Origin of the sequence: Chloroflexus sp., assembly GCF_034431535.1 — a bacterium.
In the GTDB taxonomy this organism is placed as follows: Bacteria; Chloroflexota; Chloroflexia; order Chloroflexales; family Chloroflexaceae; genus Chloroflexus.
The window spans coordinates 54278-72976 of sequence record NZ_DAOUDC010000046.1 but is presented as its reverse complement, the minus strand read 5'-3'; the positions used below and the strand labels follow the sequence as shown (position 1 = coordinate 72976).

Here is an 18699-nt window from a genome sequence, read left to right as displayed (position 1 = left end):
TGAACTGGGCGGTGATGCCGCGATCGCGGGCCTGCCGGAAGAGCGGGCCTGCCTGATCGTAGATGCCGCCGAAGAAGATCAGGTCGGGGTTGGCCGCCAAGATCGGGGTCAGGATGGCCGAGAAGTCACTCTTCTCTTCGGTGCCCTCGAAACCCAGCACCTGCAAACCATTGGCGATAGCATTCTGCCGGAAGAACTCGGCCACACCCTGCCCGTAGGCGGTGGTGTCGTGGATGATGTAAACCGTCTTAACCTTCAGCTCTTCGCGGGCGAACTTCTCGGCCACCGCACCCTGTACATCGTCGCGACCGACCACGCGGAAGGCCACTTCGTAGCCGCCCTCGGTGATGTTCGGGTTGGTGTTAGCCGGCGACACCATCGGCAGGCGGGCATTCTTGTAGTCGGGCAATGAGGCCAGCGCCACACCCGAATTCAGGTGCCCAACCAAGCAGAGGATGTCCTGATCCGAGACGATATTCTTGGCGTTAGCCGAACCAACTTCCGGCTTCGCCTGATCGTCGAACGGAACCAACTCCACCTTGAACCCAAGCTCTGCAAGCGGGCCCGCCAGTTGCTGCACTGCCAGCTCAGCGGCATTCTTGATACCGGTGCCAAGCGCCGCTTGGCCGCCCGACAACGGGCTTTGGGTGGCAATCTTGATCACCTGAGCAGGGGCTGCGGTCGTCGGCGCGGGGGCTGCCGTCGGCGCCGGGGCCGCGGTCGCCTGCGTCGCCGGCTGCGGCGTCGCCGTGGGCTGGGCCTGTTGGCCGCCGCCACACGCGGCGAGCATCGAGGCCAGCATACCGACCAGCAACAAGAGACTGATCGAACGCTTCATAACCGATTTCTCCTTGACTTCAAACCGGTAATCTGCCGTCTCCTGCGGTTATCTGCACGTAACGCAATGGTGCTGAATCGTGAGCGAGTCAGCGTGGCGCATCATTGCGTTGCGAACAGTTAACCACAATGGATGACAGTAGGCGAATATACGCGATCCGTGCCAGTTTGTCAAGCTTGCCGGCTAAAGCTACAATAAGGGGAGGATGATGCGGAGGCATTCCCCCGGTTGGGGCAAAGCATGGGCGGCTCTTACCGGGGGCAGCGAACGTAAAGAGACGGCGGAGATGCACGACGACGCACCGCCCATTCCGTTTTGGGCAATTGGTCTCTTGGGGGCCATCTTTTTGATCGGTATTAGTATCTTTATGCAGCAATCTCGATCAGCGGCCTTGATCGAGCAATTCGCCCGCCAACCAACGCCGGCGCTGCCGTTGCCCGCGCTCCCGCAACTCGAGGTGCAAAATCTGGCGCCAGAAGCGCAGGCGGCGGCCCGCGCCATTTGGCAACAGATCGCAACCGGCAATCGCAGCCAGCCGATCGATCCGGTCGCGAGCAGCCAGCGGGTGCGAGTGGCGATTGACGTGATCGAACCGACCGTCGATGGGGTGCGGATTAAGGGGACAGTGACAAATCTGACCACTGCCGATCTGCTGGTGCCGATCAGTGCGTTTGAGCTGCGCGACAGCACCGGCGAGAGCTACCGGTCACCCAGCTCGACGATGGCCAGCTTGCCGCCGGGTGGTTCGACGCCGCTGGAGTTGAGCGTGCCATTGCCGGAAGGGCGCGGCTTGTTGTTGATCACCCATTTGCCGCCTGACCCACCGATCGAACAACGCTTGCTGATCGATGTGCGAGGATCGCGACCATGAACACCGAGTTGAGCCAACGACTGGCTGCGGTGCAAGCGCAGATTGCCGCCGCCGCAGCGGCTGCCGGACGCAGCGCGGCGGATGTGCAACTGATTGCGGTCAGCAAGACCCATCCGCCAGCAGTGGTAGCGGCGGCGGTAGCCGCCGGCGTGACCGATCTGGGGGAAAATCGGGTGCAAGAAGCGCAACAAAAGATCAGCGCGTTGCAAACTCTGCGCCCACGGCCACGCTGGCATCTGATCGGCCACCTCCAGCGCAATAAAGCCAAGCTGGCCGTCGAACTGTTCGATCTCATCCATTCAGTTGACAGTCTGCGGCTCGCCGAGACGCTCGACCGGCATGCCCGCGAGCGTGACCGGCGATTGCCGATTCTGTTGCAGATCAATATCAGCGGCGAAGCGAGTAAAGAAGGGTTCTGGGTGCCGGGAGGACTGAAGAATAGCGAGGCCTATAGCGCGTTGCTGCGCGATATTGAAGCAATCTTGGCGTTGCCGACGCTTGAGGTGCGCGGCCTGATGACGATCGCGCCGATTGTGGCCCACCCTGATGAAGCGCGGCCCTTCTTTGCCGCGTTGCGCGAACTGCGCGACGATTTGGCTCGCCGCTACCCGCAGGCCACTTGGCGCGAATTGTCAATGGGAATGAGTGATGATTTGGCGGCAGCGATCGCCGAAGGGGCGACAATGGTGCGGATCGGGCGCGCGATCTTTGGCGAGCGGCAGGCGGAATGACGTTCGCACCTGCGCCCTCAGCGGAGATGGCTGCGGTTATAAGCCCGTACTGGCGATGCAACGACATGATGTGAACAATGACAACGTACGAGTTCGATCATGAACCAGCTTCCAGACGACTTTACCATTTTGGCGCTTGAGACATCGTGCGATGAGACTGCAGCGGCGGTGGTGCGCGGCGGGCGCACGGTGGTCAGCAATATTGTCGCATCACAGATGGCGACGCACGAGCGGTACGGCGGCGTGGTGCCTGAAATCGCTTCACGCCAGCATATTCTCAGCTTGGCGCCGGTGGTGCGGGCGGCGCTGGCCGCGTTGCCGAACGGGTGGAACGATGTGCATGCGGTGGCGGCCACCCACGGCCCCGGCCTCAGCGGCGCGTTACTGACGGGGCTGAATGCGGCCAAGGCGATGGCGTGGCAACGCGGGTTGCCGTTCGTGGCGGTCAACCATCTGGAAGCGCATTTGTATGCGGGTTGGTTGGGCAGCGATCCGCCGCCGCCGTTTCCGCTAGTGGCGTTGCTGGTTAGCGGCGGCCATACCTTGCTGGCGCTCATTCGCGACCACGGCCAGTATGACTTGCTCGGCCAGACTCGTGATGACGCCGCCGGCGAAGCGTTTGACAAGGTGGCGCGCATTTTGGGGTTGGGCTATCCGGGTGGGCCGGCGATACAGGCGACGGCGGCGCAGGCTACTCCCGGCGGGGTGTTGCCGCGAGCGTGGCTGCGCGACAGCTACGACTTCTCGTTTAGCGGCCTCAAGACCGCCGTCTTGCACCGGGTGCAAGACCGGCTAGCGCAGGCGGCGCGGCTGAGCGGGCGCAAAGGCGGCAACGACCCGGCGCAGCTCGATGCGCCGTTTGTGGCCCAGATGGCCTACGCCTTCCAAGAGTCGGTGGTGGATGTGTTGGTCAGCAAAACGGTTGACACGGCCCGCCGGCACGGCGCGCAGGCGATCCTGCTGGCCGGCGGGGTAGCGGCCAACCGGCGCTTACGCGAAGAGCTGATCCGGCGCGCGCATGTGCCGGTACATCTACCGGCACTCGATCTCTGCACCGATAACGCGGCGATGGTGGCGGCAGCGGCGTTTTACCGCTTCCACGCCGGGGTACAACACGGTTGGGATGTGGATGTAATGGCAAATTTGCCGTTAGGGGCGTTGTAGGGGCATAGCGACGCTGTGCCCCTACGACAACGGCACCGCCAAGATTTGATTCGCAATCCGGGCAATTGCCTCGCCGTAATTATGGCCGGGGCTGGCCCAACCGGCCCCCTGCGCGCCCAGCGGGTTGTGGACGCGGCCTAGTTGCTTGATCGTCTGCGCGCTGCCGCGAAACGCACGCGGGAAGGGCCGGTAGCTCAGCGCCTTGGCGATCAGCTCGCGCTGAGGCGGCGTTTCGCTCCCTTCGTGCAGCGCGTATGCCAGCAACCGCCCGATTTGGGCCGGGATCGCATCATCAGCCCACGTCGCAAAACTCACCCCCGCCTCCCAGCGTTGGCGTTGGGTATTGTAGGCCCAGCCGCTCGGATTCGCCGGTTGGTGCGTCTGCCACTGACCGGTCACCCCGATCCCGGCGGGATTACGCTGAGGGCGCTGGCTCCAGAAACTGGTCAAATTGCCGGTTTCGTGGATCATCTGCGCCACCGCCAGCACCGGGTCAACCCCCACCGGCAGACAGATGCGCACATACGCCGGGATGATGACATCAGCAATATCCTTCTCGGTATACTCGCCGTGCGGGCGGCTGAGGATATAGCGGCTCGTCTGATCCATCGCGGCGGTCTGCGGCCCTAGAATCGGGCTATCGGCAGTGTACATCACAGCAACACTCCTTTACACGCGAACAATCGGCGGCGCATAGTCAACCCGTGGGTGGTAGATAGATTGTAATGTGTTTACAAAGACCGTCTTAATCTGCCCCAACTCGCGCATGGTCAACGGCGCATCGCTCAGTTCACCTTCGCGCACGCGGGCATCGATAATCGACTGCACCAATTCATCGAGGGTGACCGCGCCGTTCACTGTTCGTTCACCCGGCTCGCCGTTGCGTTTGGCGATCAATTTGCCGTGCTGGGCCTTCGCGCGCACCGTCGCCTCCACCGAGTCGGCCAGCATCAAGATCGCCTGCTCGCGGGTATGGGGGCGGGGGCCGGGGTAGCGAAAATCGCGCTCATCGATATTGTCATAGCGTTGGAGGGCCTGCTGATAGAAATAGCGCACTAAGCCGGTGCCGTGATGGGTAGCGATAAAATCGACGATCTGTTCGGGCAAGCCGGCAGCGCGCGCCATCTTGATCCCCTCGCGCACGTGGTCGATGATAATCTGCGCGCTGATATAGGGATCGAGATCGTCATGCACATTCTCACGCCCCATCTGGTTATCGGTAAAGAAGGCGGGGCGAATCGTCTTGCCAATATCGTGATAATAGGCGGCCACCCGCAACAAGAGCGCATCGGCGCCGATCGCCTCGGCAGCGGCCTCGGCCAGATTACCAACCGCGACGCTATGGTAATACGTCCCCGGCGCTTCCCGAATCAACTTACGCAAGAGCGGGCGAGACGGGTGAGCCAACTCCATCAACTGCAACGCCGTCACCTGCCCGGCCAGTCGGCCAATGACATTAAACAGACCAAACGAGAGAATCGTCGTCAGACCGCCATTAGCAATGGCGCTCAGCACCGTGGCAAGCATCCAGTCACTAAAGCCAGAGAGGGTAAAGATCGCTTGTTGGCTGAGCCAGAAGGTGATTTCCAGCGCCACAACCGTGACCGTTACCCCTAGACCGGCGACCAAAAACGAACGCAGCCGTTCAGCGGGACGCACCAGCAAAATCGCGCTGGTCGAACTCGCAAACAGGGTCGCCGCCAGCGTCAGATCATTCCCTTCCATCACGCTCATCACGATCGCAGCCAGCAAACTGGCGGCGAAACCGATCTGGCCGGTGAAAACCACAGTTGCTACCACCGCCAGCATCGCCAGCGGGAAAAAGATCGGGCGGGCATCGTAGATCAGCAACGCAATCCGGGCGAGGATCAACGTCGCCACAATCGTACCCAACAAGACAAACAGCGACCGAACCTGCTCGGTAAGTTGGGGCTGAAAACCGCGCAGATAGCCGAACAGGCCAGCGCTGAGCAGGGCCGCCAGCAACCCATGGCCGAGCAATTCCGGCCAGCCGAGCGGGCGCGGCATTGCGCCGGTAGCTTGCAGCTTCTCAATATGGGCCGGGGTGACAATCTCACCGGCGCGAATGATCATCTCGCCGGCCAATACCTTCACCTCAACCGGCGCCACTTGCGCCGCCGCATTGGCCCGCCGTTCTTCGGTTGCAACCGTATCAAGGGTACGGTTCACCCGCAAAAAAGCGGCGGTGATGGTCTGGGCCAATTCGCGTTGGGCAGGATCGAGGGTGGTGGTCGCCAGCCAAAAACTCAACCACCGATCGCGCAGTTGGGTGAGCGCCCGCTCATCAACAGCATAGTCATACCGTTCAATAGCCCGATCGTACAAACTCAAGATGGTGGTGCGCAACAGCGACCATGCTTCATCATCAAGCGCGAGAATCAAACGCGCCTGTTCGTCTGACAATTGCACATCGGCGCTGGGCAATTCGCGCAGTGCGCGCAACCGGCCCGCCTCATCGCGGGTCGGATCGCTGCGCACCCGCCCGATCAATTCGAGGAGACTAAACAGATTGTGGCGCTGTTCGATCGGGATCTGCGGATCGTTGAAATAGACCAGATTATCGGGGTTATTCGCCGCCTGTTTGCGCCGTTCGGCTGTCAGCACCTCGCTGGTATAGATCACCTCGGCGGGCGCTGCAATGCTGAGCGGGCTCGGTTGACCGGCCTGCAAGCCGCTGGCGCCGGGGAGGCGAAAGGTGAGCACAGCCCAGATCCCGGCCCAGAGCAAGAGCGCCGCCAGCAGCAACCGCACCTGTGCGCGCGACAGCGCCAACATGTGCGGTTGGACGAACCAGCGGAAGAGCCGGTGGCGCGAGATGGCTTTCATAGGCGCCTCTGGGTGCGAGAACGTTATGACGCGCTTAAGAGTTCGCGCGCAACCTGACTCAGGGTGCGATTCTCCGCCTTACCCTTAAACCGTTCGAGCAAGACCGGCATCACCTTCCCCATGGCCGCGGGGCCGCTCACGCCGAGTTCGGCGATCACGGCAGCCACCAGCGGGCGCAACTCTTCGGGACTAAGCATCTTGGGCAAATATTCGCTCAACACGGCGATTTCGGCCTCTTCGGCGACCGCCAGATCGGTGCGACCGGCCTTGTGATAAATATCGGCGGCATCGCGTCGACGCTTGATTTCACGGGCAATCACCGCCTCTTGCTCGGCCTCGCTCAAGGCCGCGTGGCTATCAATCGCGATCGCAGCCTTGGCTGATTCCATTGCCGCCGGATCGCCGGCATACTTGGCTTCAATCTCGGCAATCGCGGCGTCGAACCGCTGCTTAGCCGCGTCGAGCTGGGCCGCTTGCAGGGCGGCGCGAGCAGCGCGAATCGCATTCACGCGCACCTTATCACCGGCGCGCATTGCTTCTTTCAGATCGTTGGCAAGGCGTTCTTGGATGGTCATACGTTCTTCTCCAACATCATTGGTGTGCGGGCCATAGCGGCGCTATCGCCCGACATGATTACAAAGTTACCCGGCGTGGATAGACACGGGCTTTTTCGGCGCTGATAATGGCTCGAATCTGGCCAACTGCTTCATCAAGCCGGTCAGCATGGTTGATCACCACGTAATCGAAATTGGGCAACTGGGCCAACTCGTCGGCCACCATCGCTAAACGGCGCTCAACCTCGGCGGGGGATTCGGTGCGGCGCAGCATCAGCCGGTGGCGCAGATCATTGAGCGAAGCCGGTGCAAGGAAGATAAACACCGCTTCGGGAGCGAGCCGCTTAATCGTTGCTGCGCCATCGACATTGATGCGTAAAATAACATCACGCCCGCTGGCCATCGCCTGCCGGATCTCGAATTTGGGAATGCCCTTATATTGGCCGTACACTTCAGCCCATTCGAGCAGCTCGTCGTTATCGATCATCTCACGAAAGCGCTCGGTGGAAACAAAATGGTAATCAACGCCGTCAATTTCACCGGGCCGTTGTGGCCGGCTATTCGCAGTCACGACAAAATGGAACGGGAATCCTAGCTCGCGCATCCGCATCAGCACCGAGTCTTTGCCGACGCCAGACGGGCCTGAGATCACTACGAGTAGCGGTTGCGGGGGCTTGCCTTGCAACACCGGATTAAGAATCTGTTCCATGCCTACGCTCGTCTTATGGTATCCTGCCGGCGATAGGGCTAACACCTGCTGGTGCAACGATGTATTTTGATGCTTTGACGTTGACGGCTGTCGTTGAAGAACTGCGTGCAACGCTCCTCTTTGGGCGGATCCAGCGCGTGGTCTTGGTTGGGCCGCTCGCCATCGGGTTAGAGGTCTACGCGCATGGTCGCCGCCGGTATCTGCTGGCGTCGGCTGACGCGCAGACAGCGCGGATTCATCTGGTCAGCCAGCGCCTCAGCCGTGGCGTGGAAGGTGAACCGCCCTTTTTGCTCTTGATGCGTAAATACCTGCTCGGCGGTCGCATTGTAGCGATCGAACAACCGCCTTACGAGCGAGTCGTTTCGTTCAGTATAACGAAAGCGGCGGACTCGCGCAAACCACCGATGAGCGCCGATGAATTAGCCGATGATGAGCTGGATGACGATGAGACGGTGGATGAAGCGGCATTGTTGCACTGCGATCTGATCGTCGAGCCGCAAGATCGGCGCAGCAATATCATTTTGGTTGATGACAACAACCTGATTCTCGACGCGATCAAGCGGGTGACGCCGCGCATGAGCAGCCGGGTAATCATGCCGCGGCGGGTGTATGAATGGCCGCCAACGCCAGCTAAGCGCGATCCGTTGCGAGCCACTGCCGCCGAGATCGAAGCGGTGCTGGGGCCGGGTGATCCGGTGAAGGCCTTGGTGAACGCTTACCGCGGCATCTCGCCGCAGGCGGCGCGCGAAGTATTGGCACGGGCGTGCGGTGCGGCGCCAACGACGGGGCACGGCTTGCCGGCCTACACCATCGCGGCCCGGCTGCGTGAAATCGTGGCCGAACCGCCGACTCCGCATCTGGTGCGCGATGAGAACGGGCCGATCGCCTACGCGCCGTACCGCCCGGTGCATCTGTCCGGCGCCATGGCGATGCCGAGCATGAGCGCGGCGCTGGAGGCGTTTTACGCTGCGCGCCAGCAACCGTTGGGGCGCGACCAGCGCCGGGCCGATCTGGCGGCGCGCTTGCACGCCAGCCGCGAGCAACTGGCGCGGCAACGCGAACAGATTGCGGCTGAGCTGGCTCGTGCCAATGAGTTGGATCGGCTGCGCTGGGAAGGCGAGATGATTTTCGCTTTTCTGCACCAATTGCCGCGAGGCGCAACCGAACTGGTGGTAGAAGGGGAGCGGATTGCGCTCGATCCCAGCCGTTCGCCGGTCGAACAGGCGCAAGAGCGGTTCAAGGCGTATGAAAAAGCCAAGAGCGCCCGCGCCATTTTACCCGAACGATTGGCCGAAACCGAAGTGCGGCTAGCCGGATTGGATCAAGTATTGGCGCTATTGGCAGTCGCCGATGACGCCAATCAAATCGACCTGATCGCCGCTGAAGCAGAAGAGGCCGGCTACCTGCGCCCGTCACCCACCCGGCGCCGCCCGCCGCGATCTCGCCCGTTGCAGGTGCGTTCGAGTGACGGCTTGCCGATCTATATCGGGCGCACCGCTCGCCAGAACGAAGAAGTGACCTTTCGCATCGCCCGGCCCACTGATCTCTGGTTGCATGCCCGTAACATCCACGGCGCGCACGTGATCATCCGGGCCGAACACCCGCCCGAACGGACCATTGCCGAAGCCGCGGCGCTCGCGGCCTATTACAGCCAAGCGCGCAACGATGCCGCGGTCGAGGTTGACCTCTGCCGGCGCCGGGCCGTGCGCAAAATCCCCGGCGGGCCAACCGGGTTAGTCAGCTACCACCCTGAACGGACATTGCGGGTGAAACCGCAGCTTTGCGGCGAAGTGGTACAAAAGTGGTAGACGGCGGCCCATGGTCTATAGTAGTCTGATCTCAAACAACCACCGCGCGGGAAACCGCAGTGCCGATAGGAAGGAGCTGTCTGTGCCGTACATTATTGCAGAGCCGTGTATTGGAACCAAAGACGCTTCGTGCGTCGCCGTCTGCCCGGTTGATTGCATCTACGAGGGCGAAGATCAGTACTACATCAACCCGGATGAGTGCATCGACTGCGGCGCGTGCGAGCCGGAGTGCCCGGTCGAGGCGATCTTCGCTGACGACTCGGTGCCTGAGCAGTGGAAGAGCTATATCGAGAAGAACCGCAAGTTCTTTGGCGCGTAAAGCAGGGGCGGAGGGGCAGAGTGGCGCTCAGCCTTTGGGCCAAGCATCGTTCTACTCCTCCGCCGCCGCTTGCAACCATCCACACCTATGAACAAACCACCCGCCACTGGCGCCAGTCTGCTCGACGTGCTGCGTTTACCGCTCCCACGCTTGGGTACGAACCAACCACCGGCGTCGGCCACTACACCGGCGTGGCAGCGCCAACTGCAAGCCATTGCCGAAGTGCAACTCGCCCGCTTCCCGTTCTTGATCCAACTGCGGGCCGTCTGGCGGCTGCTGCGCGAAGAACGGCCCGATTGGCCGTGGCTGTTGCCGCTGCTGGCAATCGTCTTTATTCGCACCTACCGCCGTGAACGAGAGCGGATGCAACCGCGCTAATCACTCCAATCACTCCTCGTCATTGATCCATTCGGGGTCGGCGATTAGATCGAAGCGCGGGATGATCGCAGTGAAGTAGGTATTTTCCATAGTGCGGAAGTAGTATTCTCCCTCCATCCAACCGCGCGGCGACTTGAGCACACAAAAACTCTGGTACTCATGCACATCGCCGGGATTGAGCAGTGGTTGCAAGCCAACCACTCCATCACCCACCACTTCCATCTCTTCACCGATTGAGTCGTAAATCGTCCAACGCCGGCTCATCAACCGAGCGGCGCGCCGGCTGATGTTCTCGATCCGCACATCGTAGGCGAAGACAAAGCGTTGCAGCGGCGGAAACGAATGGCCCGGCAGGTAGTGCGGGCGCACGCTAATGCGCATGCCTTCGCTAAGGCGGTAATAGAACGGTCGTCGTGTAAACATGGTTACAATCGGTGACAGGGATGGGTTTGGCACCCATCCCTACCGGTCATCATACTCTTACTTCAAATGCGTCCGGAACCAATTGATCTGCTCTTGGGCGGCGTAGAGTTGGTTTGCTCGCAAGTTCAAGCCGTGACCTTCAGAGATGAAGCGCACCATACGAGCCGGAACGCCGCGATTGACCAATTGCAGGTGGAAGTTTTCGTTCTGCACGATCGGCAAGAAATCATCGACGCCATGGAAGGTGAGCACAGCGGCCTTCACCTTATCAGCACTGTAGCTTGGCGAGTCTTTGACATACTCGTTGAGCGCCTTATACGGCGGCAATCCCTCGAGGTAGGGCGGCAGAATGACGCTGCCGAGCTTCCATTCGCTCAGCACATCAATAAAGGCGCACTGCGGATTCGCCGCTGCGTAGAGATCGGGATAGCGCACAATGCTCTGCAACGTAAAGTACCCACCATAGGAACAGCCAGTAATCCCAACCTTGCCCCGCGACGTCCAACCGCGTGTGATTGCCTGCTGCACAATTTCGGCCTGTTCATCAATATCGATCTGGCCGAAGTTGAAATTGTCAACCAACGAATTAAAGACCTCGGGCGTATAGCCTTGGCGACCAGCGACCGGCGTGATCAAGAGAGCAAAGCCAAACGAGGGCAGCAGCGCATACGGGTTCTCGACATTGGCTGCCCACTGATTAAGCATCGGCACATTCGGCCCACCCTCTTGCCAAACGATCATGCGCACATCCTTGGGCGGGAAGGGCGCATCAGCCGCTTGGATCAAGGTACCGACCCGCACCTGCCCGTTACGCAGGGTAAACGTCACCGGGTCTTGGCGGAGATTGGCCTCAACGCGCAACTCTTCGTTCTGCCATGTCAAGCGGTAGAGCGCGGAGCCATCCCAGCGCAGCCGGTAGACATCGGGGGGTGCAGTGTATGAGGTGTAGGTAAAGACGATCTGGCGAGTGCTGCTGCTGGTCGCCACCACATTAAAGTACGAGCCGGCGCGATTGTCCAGATTGCGCAACTCGCCGGAAACGCGGTTGTAGTAGTAGGGATGGCGATTGCTGCCGACCACACCCCGAATAATGATCTCGTCGGGGCTCACGAAATCGGCGATGCTGCTAAAGACAACATCAGCGCCCGACAGCATCGGATGCTCGAACGTCTTCGTCCAGCGGAACTGGCCATTGCCATTGCGGTCGTAGAAGCGGAAGCTGGTACGCGAGGCGAAGCGCGGGTAGTAGACGGGATGCGTGCGTCTTTTGAGGTAGGCCGGGTGGTGGGCCTTGATCAACAATGCCTGCCCGCCGGGAGCCCAATCGTGCGCTGCGAGGATTGGCGCGCCGAGGGCGGCATCGGGGCGAATCACCTGCGTCTGGCCGCTAGCAAAGTCGATCACATAGGTGTTGTTATTTTGAATGACCGGATTCTGACGTGGCGGCAGATTACCGGTCATATCACGATAAATCTCTTCCGAGAAGAGCGAGCCGATGTAGGCGCCGCGCCCTTCGGCGTCAGGAACGCCGAAAAACGAGACCGCCAAGCGGGCCGAATCGCTCGTCCACGTATCATTGAGCAGGGCCGAAGCGTAGGGAATGCTAGTAACATACCGCTCCTCGCCCGTGTTTACATCATAGAGGAAGAGGTTATACGGCTTGCGTGTCACTTCCACCGTACTACTATCCTCTTCCTGCTGGAAGAGGAAGCGGGCGAGCAGATCAGGCCGTTGCTGACGGAACAGATCGACCCGGCGCTGGAGGCGAGCCGGCAACTCGATCCGAGACTCGCGGGCGATCAACGGAGCAGGCAGGCCAATGGTATAGCGTTTGGTAAACAACTTGGATCCCACCGCTGGCGGCTCCTCGCTGGCTCCCGGCGGTTCACGCAAGATCAGCCAACTGGTGAGATTCGGCGCTATCGAGACCAAGCCAACGTTTCCATCGGGGATGCCGACCGGCGCCGCGCTGATCGAACCGGTGAACCGGTCGATGAAGAGCGCTGCAAGCGCATCTGCGTTGCTAGTGGCGAAAAAGTTGATAGCCAGCACGCCGAGCGTGCGCTCATCTTGCCAGCTATAACTGCCGAACCCAACGAAGGGCAGCGGGACGAGGAAGTCGAACACCGTCGTATCGACCGGCACGGTATTGCCAGTGGCGATATCGAGGAACGCAATACCTTCATTGGAGCTGATCAATACGGCGGCGTCATCGGGACTGATCTCGCTGATCGCAAGCGGATACGAAGCGCCATTCTGCAAGCGATCGATCCGCTCAATCTCTTCGTCACTGAGCAAGTTGGGCGGGAGATCCTTTTCATCACCGAATTGATCGACACTGACGATATTGTTGCGACTCGTGGCTGCCGCCGCTGGCGCAACAAGACTAACAATAGCGACCAATACACCGATCCACCAAAGCTGGCGGGGTAGTTGCATACAAGTGCTCCTTACCATTGTAAAAAGGTGAAGAACGATTCGTTTTACATCATAGCAGATGGACAGGCAAAATGGTATACTACACGGTACTATATTCCTGTTGTATTAGTAAGGTTGCTCGCGGTTGTGGTCACTGGTGCAGGATTGATAAGCGGTAGCGCAGCAACCCTCTTGGATGCGGAAGGAAAACTGCCGCATGCCAGAGGTAGGACTGCAACTCATAACACAATCCGAATCATGACCGGTGATCGAATGGCACTTGTATGACCTGTAGTGAAGCGCGGGCGCTGCTCGCCGCCGGTATCTGGCCCGGTTCGGGGTCAACAACCCAAGCGCGTCTGCACGATCATCTAGTCCAGTGCGCCGCTTGCCGCGAGCTGGCCGAAGGCAGCGATCAAGCCCTGTTAGCAGCTTTGCTCGCGACGCCGCTACCAGCACGGCCCCCCATGCGCCACTGGTCGATCCACCACCTCCTCTTTCTACTGCTTGCTTTGCTCGCCGGCTGGCTCGGCTTTCAAACCGGCAGGATCGTGTTGGCAGGGATCACGATTAGTCAGAACGTAGCGGCAATGCAATTGCCCTCGCCAGCGATCACGGCAACGCCGGCGATGATGGTCATAGCGACGCCGTTGCCAACCCAAGCGTTCCCCACCCCCATCCCCTCACCCTTACCAGCGCCGGATCAATCGACAACAACCAGCGAAACGATCACCGTTGGCTCCTCGCCAACGCCAGCAGCGTTGGAGGTGGCGATTGCTGCTTCGATAACGCCGATCCGCTTGCCGGCAATTGATGGCCGCGTGCCATTGCCGACGCTTATGCCAACCGTTGGTGTTCGGCTGCCGGAGGGCGATGCGATTCACATTCTGTTGCTAGGCAGTGACCGGCGGCCCGGCGAGGGTTGGGCCACACGATCTGACGCGGTGATGCTGGTAAGGATCGAACCTGCGCAACGGCGGGTGGCGCTGATCTCGCTGCCCCGCGATCTGATCGTCGAGATTCCGGGGTACGGGTATGGCCGGATCAACAGCGCAACCGTCTACGGCGAAATGAATCCGGCCATCGGCGGGGCTGAACTGGCCCGGCGCACGGTGACGAATCTGCTCGGCCTACCGATTGATCATATCGTGTGGGTTGATTTTACCGGCTTTACCGCGGCAGTTGACGCCATCGGCGGGATTGAGGTTGAGCTTGAGCAGGCGATCTATGATGCGGCCTACCCGACGATGGATTACGGGATTACGACGATCTACTTCCCGGCGGGGAAGCAGCGGCTCGATGGTGCGCAGGCGTTGATCTTGAGCCGCACCCGCCACGCCGACAGCGCCTACGCCCGCGAAGCGCGCCAGCAGATGATCGTGTTGGCGATCGCCCGCCGGATTCGCGAACACGATCCGGTGCGGCAGGTCGAGCTGGCCGCGCACGTGACCACAGCACTGCGCCCGCACATCCGCACCGATCTGAGCGCCGATGAAATCTTGGGGTTGGCATGGTCGTTGCGCGATGTTGATCTCGGCGCGATCGAGCAGTTTGCGCTAGGGCCAGATGGGGTATACGAGGGATTGATTGAAGGAGATCCGTATGCGCTGACGCCGCGCCCCGGCGCGATTGCGGCGCTGGTGCGAGATTTTGTGAACGGGAAGTAGCTGCGACGGATGATGGGCATAGCCACAAAAAGACACAAAAGTGATAGAGAGTTGACCATCCCTCCCGGCCCCACTTCCACTGGCACGGGAGCGGGGTGCTGCTATGTGCCACGCTCCGGCCGTCATTGCGAGCCGAGTAACGCGAGGCGAAGCAATCCCCCACGAGAGCGGTATACGGCCACTCATCGCGTGGAACCGCTTCCCAACTCTTCTGCGTCGTGGTATCGCAATTGCTTGCCCCCACCCCGTGGAGGATGTAGCCCCACCCCTTACACCCTTTCGGGGGTAGGTATTTGCGGTGAGTCGGCCCACCTCGTATCATAGATGTCCCCACTCCCACCGTGATACGAGGTGCCGCATGACTCACCACAAGGCAGGAGCGGAATGGACGGCACGCGGGTCACGCACCGTGCTCCACCGCAGCACCCCGCCGGCGACGGTGCGCGCGTGGGGGAGGTGCAGGATCGCGACCACCCGACCGGGTGGCCGCGTGACGGTGGCGACCGTGCCCGCGGTGCTCTGCACCCAAAAGGTCGCAACGGTCGAACAACGGTGGTACGAATGGCGGGTCGCGGCCCCGCGCACGGCCGGCGCGCAGCGCCACACCCTCGCTGTGACCACCTGTTTTGTCCCTCTCTGTACGTGGATCGGGCGCGGGTGGCACGGGCAGCCGATCGCGCTGGCGCGCGCTGCTGCCACCCTGCGCGACCGGTTCGTGGCGCTGACCAGCTCCGTCGGCTCTCGCGGGACCGGCATACCCGTGGCGGGGACAGTGCTGCCCGCAGGACCACTGCCGCACTCCATGCTGACGACAATTGAACGGCTCGCCACCGATCCACTTGCGCAACTGGTACACTGCTACTACATTGTCGATTCGTCAACCTTGATGATGGAGCGCCACGATGAATCTGTACCACGAAAAATTGCACCAAGCCGGAGAATTGCTCGATGCGCATAATCTTGACCTCTGGCTGATCTTGGTGCGGGAGACGTCTGAACACACTGACCCCGCCCTGAAACTGCTCGGCCACTTTTCGCTGACGTGGACAACGGCGATCATCGTTACCCGCAGCGGGCAAGCGGTAGCGCTGGCTGGGTTGGGTGATGATGAAGCGCTGCGCCGCACCAGCCTGTTCGATGAGGTGCGCTCTTATACCCAGAGCATCGGCCCAGAATTGGTGAGTCTGTTGCAGAGTTATGACCCGCAGCGGATCGGGGTTAACATTAGCCGGAGCGATGTCAGCGCCGATGGCTTGACCTATGGCATGTATCTCAACTTGTGCGATTACCTTGCCGGCACCCCTTACCGCGAGCGGCTGGTCTCGGCGGAGCATTTCGTCGCCGCGCTGCGCAGCCGCAAGACGCCGCAAGAAGTGGCGCGTATGCGCGCCGCCGCCGAGCTGAGTATGCGCATCTTTACCGCCACCGGTGACTTTCTGCGTCGCGGCGTCAGCGAGCGCGAGGTGGCCGCCTTTGTCCATGCCCAAACCCACGCGGCTGGCGCAACCACGGCGTGGAACCCCGTCCACTGTCCCGGCCTCAATGCCGGCCCCAACTCACCGTGGGGCCACACCGGCCCGTCAGATGAAGTGGTGCGGCCCGGCGAAATCTTCCACATGGATTTTGGCGTCCAGCTCGACGGTTACTGCTCGGATCACCAGCGGGTCTGGTATTGCTTGCGGCCCGACGAGCACGAGCCGCCGGCGGAAGTGCAGCACGCTTTTAATGCGGTCAAATCGGCGATTCGTGCTGCTGCGGCGGCCATTCGGCCCGGCGTGGTAGGGTGGGAGATCGACGCGATTGCGCGCCAGACCATCACCGCTGCCGGCTACCCGGAATATCCGCACGCGCTCGGCCATCAGGTGGGGCGCGCGGTGCATGACGGCGGCGTGGGGTTCTACCCGTGCTGGGAACGTTACGGCGACAAACCCTACGGCACGATTGATGCCGGCATGGTGTTGACCCTCGAACTCGGTGTGCGCACGCGCTATGGCTACATTTCGCTTGAGGAAGAGATACTAGTGACACCTGACGGCTGCGAGTGGATTGGGCCGCCGCAAGAGGAGTTGTGGCTGATTCGGTGAGACAGGCGGAAGTGGCGTGGTACAATGGCGCTACACCACTTCAGTGCGAGGAAATAGGTCGCTTATGGCTGGCCGGATGCTGACAAACATCAAGCTGCGAGGGTACACCACCTTTCGCGAACTCGATCTGGAGTTAACCCCGATCAATGTGTTGATCGGGGCGAACGGTGCCGGCAAATCGAATCTGATTGCGCTCTTTACGATGCTCAATCAGATGATGAACGAATCCTTGCAGCTCTACGTTGCGCGAGCCGGCGGCGCCGACCGGATCTTGCACTACGGCAGCAAGACCACCGAGCGAATGGAGTTGGAGTTGTGGTTCACCAACGACCAGCAGTCAGTCGCTAATGGCTATCGCTGCGAATTCGTGTCGGTGCGCGGTGAGTTGTGGCTGGCGCACGAGTCGACCTATTTTCATGATTTCCAGTACTTGCAACCGCTCCGGCGCAGTGAGTCCAACAAATTGCAAAGCGAATCGCTCTTGCCGCAGTGGGCAGCTAGAGATGGCAGCGTCGATCGATTTGTTTATCGGGATATGAACTCGTGGCGGCGCTATCACTTTCACGATACCGGCCCCACGGCGCGAGTCAAGCAACCATGCTCGTTGCGCGACCGGCACTTTTTGCACGCCGATGCAGCCAATCTAGCTGCGTTTCTTTTCCAGTTGGCGAAGCATCACCCGGCTGAATACCGCGCCATCATCGAAACCATCCGGCTAGCGGCTCCCTTCTTCGGTGACTTCGTGCTCAGGCCGCAACCGCGAAATTCTGATCTGATAACGCTTGCGTGGCGCGAGCGCGGTTCCGACTTTATTTTTGGCCCTGATGCCCTATCTGATGGCACACTGCGGTTTATCTGTCTGGCAACACTCTGCCTGCAACCCTCGCGGTATCTGCCGGCAACCATTGTGATCGACGAGCCGGAATTGGGCTTGCATCCGTATGCCATCACCTTGCTCGCCGAACTGGTGCGCAAAGTGGCCGCCACACGACAAGTGATCCTTGCTACCCAGTCGGTAGCGCTGGTCAACCAATTCGCGCCGGAAGAGGTGCTCGTGGTTGACCGGCGTGAAGGCATCTCCACCGTGCGCCGGCTAGACAGCGCCACCCTTGAGCATTGGCTGGCCGATTACGCGCTGGGTGAGTTGTGGGAAAAGAATGTGCTTGGAGGCAGGCCACAGCCATGAAGCGGATCTTGATCCTGTGCGAGGGGCAAACGGAAGAGACGTTTGTCAATGAGATCTTGAATCCGCATTTGGTCACACATCAGCGTTGGGCTGTGCCGACATTGGCTGTGACTAAGCGCACGGCTACCGGATCGCATCGCGGCGGTATTGTGTCGTATGCCAAAATCCGTCGCGATATTGTCAATTTGCTGCGCGACAACGATGCTCGTTGTGTGACGACAATGATTGACTATTATGGTTTACCTGCTAATTTCCCCGGTAAAGCCGCTGTACAGGGCCAAACGCCGCACGAACGAGTTGCTTTTCTCGAACGCGCATTTGCCGATGATATCGGTAATGCCCGGTTTTATCCGTTTCTGATGTTGCATGAGTTTGAGGCGCTGCTGTTTTCGGAACCCGACATCTTAGAGGAATACCTACGACCATCGATCTTTCGCCGCTCGTTTGGCCCGCTTGCCCAATTTGCGACGCCAGAAGAGATCAACGACGGCCCTGATACCCATCCGGCTGCCCGCATCACACGCAGCAAACTTGATTACCGCAAACCAATTGATGGAATCCTGATCGCCAAGAATATTGGCTTGGTCACGATGCGAGAACGCTGTCCCCATTTTGACCAATGGGTTAGGTATCTTGAAACGGTTTGATGCAGGGGATGATGGCACCGCACGGCCGTGGCGCAACCTTCATGGGGTTGCGGTG

The 18699-nt window shown here is 60.5% G+C and carries 18 protein-coding genes; 11 read left to right on the top strand and 7 right to left on the bottom strand.

Translation table 11 applies throughout. The annotated features are described in order from the left end of the window. The coding region (locus U9R61_RS11040; protein ID WP_322488869.1) for a branched-chain amino acid ABC transporter substrate-binding protein at window positions 1-838 on the bottom strand (838 nt) is incomplete at its 3' end. 286 nt (window positions 839-1124) lie between these two features. Here U9R61_RS11040 and U9R61_RS11035 point away from each other — a divergent pair. The 3 genes from U9R61_RS11035 to tsaD all read left to right on the top strand — a co-directional run bounded on the left by U9R61_RS11035 (window position 1125) and on the right by tsaD (window position 3604). After that, a complete protein-coding gene (locus U9R61_RS11035; protein ID WP_322488868.1) occupies window positions 1125-1709 on the top strand; it encodes a hypothetical protein in 585 nt (194 codons plus the stop codon). Next, window positions 1706-2440 (top strand): YggS family pyridoxal phosphate-dependent enzyme, encoded by a 735-nt coding sequence (locus U9R61_RS11030; RefSeq protein WP_322488867.1) that lies wholly within the window; start codon window positions 1706-1708, stop codon window positions 2438-2440. The genes U9R61_RS11035 and U9R61_RS11030 overlap by 4 nt, the downstream gene beginning before the upstream one ends. A gap of 99 nt (window positions 2441-2539) precedes the next feature. After that, window positions 2540-3604, top strand: coding sequence for a tRNA (adenosine(37)-N6)-threonylcarbamoyltransferase complex transferase subunit TsaD (gene tsaD / locus U9R61_RS11025; protein ID WP_322488866.1), 1065 nt, complete (start codon window positions 2540-2542; stop codon window positions 3602-3604). A gap of 21 nt (window positions 3605-3625) precedes the next feature. Here tsaD and U9R61_RS11020 read toward each other — a convergent pair whose 3' ends face one another. Genes U9R61_RS11020 through U9R61_RS11005 form a run of 4 tightly spaced genes read right to left on the bottom strand, consistent with a single transcriptional unit; the run spans window position 3626 to window position 7714 of the window. Continuing rightward, the gene (locus U9R61_RS11020; protein WP_322488870.1) at window positions 3626-4258 is read right to left on the bottom strand and encodes a glucosaminidase domain-containing protein; all 633 of its coding nucleotides are present in this window, start codon (window positions 4256-4258) and stop codon (window positions 3626-3628) included. 15 nt (window positions 4259-4273) lie between these two features. After that, window positions 4274-6451: an HDIG domain-containing metalloprotein gene (locus U9R61_RS11015; protein WP_322488865.1), complete on the bottom strand. Its 2178-nt coding sequence runs from the start codon at window positions 6449-6451 to the stop codon at window positions 4274-4276. A 23-nt stretch (window positions 6452-6474) separates the two neighbouring features. Next, window positions 6475-7026 (bottom strand): GatB/YqeY domain-containing protein, encoded by a 552-nt coding sequence (locus tag U9R61_RS11010; protein WP_322488864.1) that lies wholly within the window; start codon window positions 7024-7026, stop codon window positions 6475-6477. Between the two features lie 58 nt (window positions 7027-7084). After that, on the bottom strand, window positions 7085-7714 hold the full coding sequence (locus U9R61_RS11005) for a guanylate kinase (protein WP_322488863.1): 630 nt from the start codon (window positions 7712-7714) through the stop codon (window positions 7085-7087). 59 nt (window positions 7715-7773) lie between these two features. Here U9R61_RS11005 and U9R61_RS11000 point away from each other — a divergent pair, with 59 nt between their 5' ends. The 3 genes from U9R61_RS11000 to U9R61_RS10990 all read left to right on the top strand — a co-directional run bounded on the left by U9R61_RS11000 (window position 7774) and on the right by U9R61_RS10990 (window position 10219). Beyond that, window positions 7774-9522 carry an Rqc2 family fibronectin-binding protein gene (locus U9R61_RS11000; protein ID WP_322488862.1) on the top strand — a complete coding sequence of 583 codons (1749 nt, stop codon included), beginning with the start codon at window positions 7774-7776 and terminating at the stop codon, window positions 9520-9522. Between the two features lie 82 nt (window positions 9523-9604). Then, window positions 9605-9841 carry a ferredoxin gene (locus tag U9R61_RS10995; RefSeq protein WP_322488861.1) on the top strand — a complete coding sequence of 79 codons (237 nt, stop codon included), beginning with the start codon at window positions 9605-9607 and terminating at the stop codon, window positions 9839-9841. Window positions 9842-9928: 87 nt separating this feature from the next. Beyond that, window positions 9929-10219, top strand: a complete 291-nt coding sequence (locus U9R61_RS10990; RefSeq protein ID WP_322488860.1) for a hypothetical protein — start codon at window positions 9929-9931, stop codon at window positions 10217-10219. A 9-nt stretch (window positions 10220-10228) separates the two neighbouring features. On the opposite strand, the gene apaG is transcribed toward U9R61_RS10990, so the two are convergent. After that, window positions 10229-10642 carry a Co2+/Mg2+ efflux protein ApaG gene (gene apaG / locus U9R61_RS10985; RefSeq protein ID WP_322488859.1) on the bottom strand — a complete coding sequence of 138 codons (414 nt, stop codon included), beginning with the start codon at window positions 10640-10642 and terminating at the stop codon, window positions 10229-10231. A 57-nt stretch (window positions 10643-10699) separates the two neighbouring features. Beyond that, entirely contained in the window at window positions 10700-13081 is a 2382-nt protein-coding gene (locus U9R61_RS10980; RefSeq protein WP_322488858.1) for an alpha/beta hydrolase family protein, read from the bottom strand. A gap of 263 nt (window positions 13082-13344) precedes the next feature. Here U9R61_RS10980 and U9R61_RS10975 point away from each other — a divergent pair, with 263 nt between their 5' ends. The 5 genes from U9R61_RS10975 to U9R61_RS10955 all read left to right on the top strand — a co-directional run bounded on the left by U9R61_RS10975 (window position 13345) and on the right by U9R61_RS10955 (window position 18644). Beyond that, window positions 13345-14727 (top strand): LCP family protein, encoded by a 1383-nt coding sequence (locus U9R61_RS10975; protein WP_322488857.1) that lies wholly within the window; start codon window positions 13345-13347, stop codon window positions 14725-14727. 358 nt (window positions 14728-15085) lie between these two features. After that, window positions 15086-15685 carry a hypothetical protein gene (locus tag U9R61_RS10970; RefSeq protein ID WP_322488856.1) on the top strand — a complete coding sequence of 200 codons (600 nt, stop codon included), beginning with the start codon at window positions 15086-15088 and terminating at the stop codon, window positions 15683-15685. Then, entirely contained in the window at window positions 15630-16811 is a 1182-nt protein-coding gene (locus U9R61_RS10965; RefSeq protein ID WP_322488855.1) for a Xaa-Pro peptidase family protein, read from the top strand. The genes U9R61_RS10970 and U9R61_RS10965 overlap by 56 nt, the downstream gene beginning before the upstream one ends. 64 nt (window positions 16812-16875) lie before the next feature. After that, window positions 16876-17997 carry an AAA family ATPase gene (locus tag U9R61_RS10960; RefSeq protein WP_322488854.1) on the top strand — a complete coding sequence of 374 codons (1122 nt, stop codon included), beginning with the start codon at window positions 16876-16878 and terminating at the stop codon, window positions 17995-17997. Then, entirely contained in the window at window positions 17994-18644 is a 651-nt protein-coding gene (locus U9R61_RS10955; protein ID WP_322488853.1) for a DUF4276 family protein, read from the top strand. Before U9R61_RS10960 ends, U9R61_RS10955 begins: the two co-directional genes overlap by 4 nt. The last annotated feature ends 55 nt before the right edge of the window (window positions 18645-18699 follow it).